This window comes from Allocoleopsis sp. (genome assembly GCF_036703385.1).
Lineage (GTDB): Bacteria > Cyanobacteriota > Cyanobacteriia > Cyanobacteriales > Coleofasciculaceae > Allocoleopsis.
The window spans coordinates 1-3,080 of the sequence record NZ_DATNPA010000106.1 but is presented as its reverse complement, the minus strand read 5'-3'; the positions used below and the strand labels follow the sequence as shown (position 1 = coordinate 3,080).

The 3,080-nt window shown below is 45.2% G+C and carries 3 protein-coding genes; all 3 read right to left on the bottom strand.

The window, feature by feature from the left end; genetic code table 11:
- On the bottom strand, positions 1-851 hold an 851-nt coding region (locus V6C93_RS05350), incomplete at its 3' end, for an FAD-dependent oxidoreductase (protein ID WP_333475619.1).
- Positions 852-1,202: 351 nt separating this feature from the next.
- Positions 1,203-2,102, bottom strand: a complete 900-nt coding sequence (locus V6C93_RS05345) for a proline iminopeptidase-family hydrolase (RefSeq protein WP_333475618.1) — start codon at positions 2,100-2,102, stop codon at positions 1,203-1,205.
- Between the two features lie 75 nt (positions 2,103-2,177).
- Positions 2,178-2,900 carry a TVP38/TMEM64 family protein gene (locus tag V6C93_RS05340; RefSeq protein ID WP_333475617.1) on the bottom strand — a complete coding sequence of 241 codons (723 nt, stop codon included), beginning with the start codon at positions 2,898-2,900 and terminating at the stop codon, positions 2,178-2,180.
- Between the last annotated feature and the right edge of the window lie 180 nt (positions 2,901-3,080).

Below are 3,080 nucleotides of genomic sequence, written 5' to 3'. Positions count from 1 at the left end.
AAGTAAAGAATCTTGCCGTTACTCGTCTTTTCCACTCGCTCAATTTGACAATTCAGCACCAAGCGAATTCCTTCTCGAAGAAAGACGTTTTGGACAATTTCTGCGGCATCAGCATCTTCTTTATCCAGTAGGTGAGAACCTCGATGAAACAGTATCACCTCACTCCCCAAACGCCGGAAAGTTTGAGCCAATTCACAACCAATCGGGCCACCCCCAATCACGGCTAAACGTTGCGGTCGTTCAGTAAGGGAAAATACGGTCTCATTGGTCAGATAACCGACCTCTTCAATTCCCTGAATGGGGGGTTGTGCAGCTCTAGCGCCGGTGGCAATTACTGCTTTCTTAAACCGGAGAGTCCTATCACCCACGGCAATGGTATTGTCACCTGAAAAACGACCTTTCCCTAAAAAAACATCGATCCCAAGCTGTTGAAAACGTTCCGCCGAATCATGCGGACTAATGTTCGCCCGTATCCTACGCATCCGCTGCATTACAGCAGGAAAATCGACTTCAATCTGTTCTGGAACATTGATGCCATAAGCTTTTGCTTCTTGTATCTGAGCAACAACACGAGAAGACCGAATCATGCACTTGGAAGGCACACAACCCACATTCAAGCAATCTCCACCCATGAGATGCTTTTCAATCAAGGCAACTTTCAAGCCCAGGTCTAAACCCGCCGCTCCTGCCGCTACAACTAATCCGGCAGTACCAGCACCCATGACCACCAAGTCGTAACAGTTAGCAGGTTGAGGATTGACCCAATCCGGTGGATGAACGTAAGAAACCAACGTCTGGTTATACTCATCCATCGGTGAGACAGTAACTCTCTCGAAGGCTGAATTTGACATAGAGATTTGACCATAGAGCGGTTCTCAATTGGATGAGAAGATTCCGGGTTTTCGGGAATAGTGAAACCTAGTTATCGATGAGTGGTAATGGGTCAATCGATTTTGGATTTTAGATTTACGATTTTGGATTGTCCCCACGGATGAATCCGGGGGCTTGAGGATTTTAGATTTACGCGAGCGTTGCGGTAGCGAAGAATGAGCGTCTTTTAGATTTGTTCCCTAGTTGAAACTAGGGGCTTGAAACCCTTGCATTGTATTTAATCCAAAATCCAAAATCTAAAATCTAAAATTGCTTCGGTCATGAGGAAGAACTTCCAATTACTCATTCCCTATTCCTGTACTTTGGAGCTTTCACGCATGATTTAGACTGTCTATACTCATGGAAAGCGAGGCTTCAACACGACTCAAAAAATCGTCTACAACGGACATAAATCGTTCCGTTTCTTCCAGATGAGGCATGTGCGAACTGTTTTCAAATAAAACCCACTCAGATTCAGAAATTCCTCGATGAACCGTTTCAACACAAGCTGGTGTTACTTCATCGTAGCGACCTGAAAGCAGCAGCGTCGGGACTTGAATCTCACCCAAACGCTCCTCAATATTCCAATCTATAATTTTGCCAGCACCCCGAAATTCCTGTCCGGCCTTAGTATAGGCTTGTTGTAAGCAAGTAGGCCAGGGATCTAAACGGCAAAGATAACGATGATTGAAAACATCCATCGCTTCAAGGTATTTTGCATCTTGGGTCGTGCCATCTGCTTCATGTTTGCGAATTGTCTCTTGTATATCTGTTGGCAGTTCATCCATCAAGCAGTACGCTTCGGCAACAAATTGTTGAATGTTGCCAGGAGTACTCGCTAGGATTAGGCTATTCAGTCCAGTGGGCTGCGAGAGGGCATGTTCTAATGCTAGGCAACCGCCCCAAGATTGACCAAACAGATGGATTTGCTCTAGATGCAAGGCACGGCGTACAGCAACAAGTTCTTCTTTGAAAAAGTCAATGGAATAGACTTCAGGGTCAGTCGCTCTCTCAGAATTACCACATCCCACTTGGTCATAGAAAATTACTTTTCTGCCAGTAGCCGCTAGAGCCTCCATTGGCTCAAGATAGTCGTGGGGAACACCGGGTCCTCCGTGAAGACACAGCAATGGCAGTTTATTCGGTTCTTCTAGTAAAGGTTGTACAAGACGGTACCATACCTTATAACTACGGAACGTAACAAAGCCTTCTTGGCTGGAGATTTCAGTCATAGAGTGCAAATTGAACTAAACCCTATTAAATCAGCACTTGGTAGTTCCAGTGGTAGCGGTGAGCGTGTTCGTAAGCTATGAAACTGTCTCTTCTAAAGCCTTTCGGGCAATACGAGTAATAAAAACTGTAACTGCAACAGTGGCGAGCAAACCGATAATCCGCATTGTCCACTCTATGGCAGAGTTAGTGGGTTGAGCTTTAGTCCCCATCAGGGCAAATACACTTGCCAAGGAACCCAGGTAAACATACATAACTGTACCGGGTATCATGCCCAGGAAACCCAGTAGGTAGTCTTTCAGAGAAACACCCGTAACTCCCAGAGAGTAGTTCAACAAGCTAAACGGAAAAATAGGAGAGAGTCGCGTTAAAAAAACAATTTTGAATCCTTCTTTGCTGACAGCTTCGTCAATCTTACGAAATTTTTCATTTTCTGCGATTCGTTGGTAAACCCAATCCCTGGCTAAATAACGTCCTATTAAGAACGCAGCCGTGGCTCCCAGAGAGGCACCGATCAAAACGTAAAGTGACCCTAATACAAGGCCAAAGATTGCGCCTCCTCCCAAAGTAATAATTGAGCCGGGTAAGAAAGCAACAGTAGCGACAAGATACAGTGCAATATAGGCGATCGCTCCCACTGAGCCAAGATGGTTAATCCACGCCAAGGTACGCTGTAACATGTCTTGGAGATTGAGTCCCGTGGCAGCGGTAGATGCCTCTGCTAAGGCGGGATTTGAACCAACTGCGCTCACTATGCTAACTAGAAGCAGCATTAATCCAACCCGATTGAAAAGCGTCATTCGATTTGGGATTTTAGATTTGGGATTTGGGATTTTGGATTGACTCTCCTCAAGTTTAAGCGTTGTTCGTTTCCTGAGATACTCAGGAGATACGATGAGCAAGCCTTATCCTTAATTTAAGCTTTACTCAAGCGTTTTTTTGGAAACCTTAGATTCAGAGTTTGAGATTGCCGATGCAAA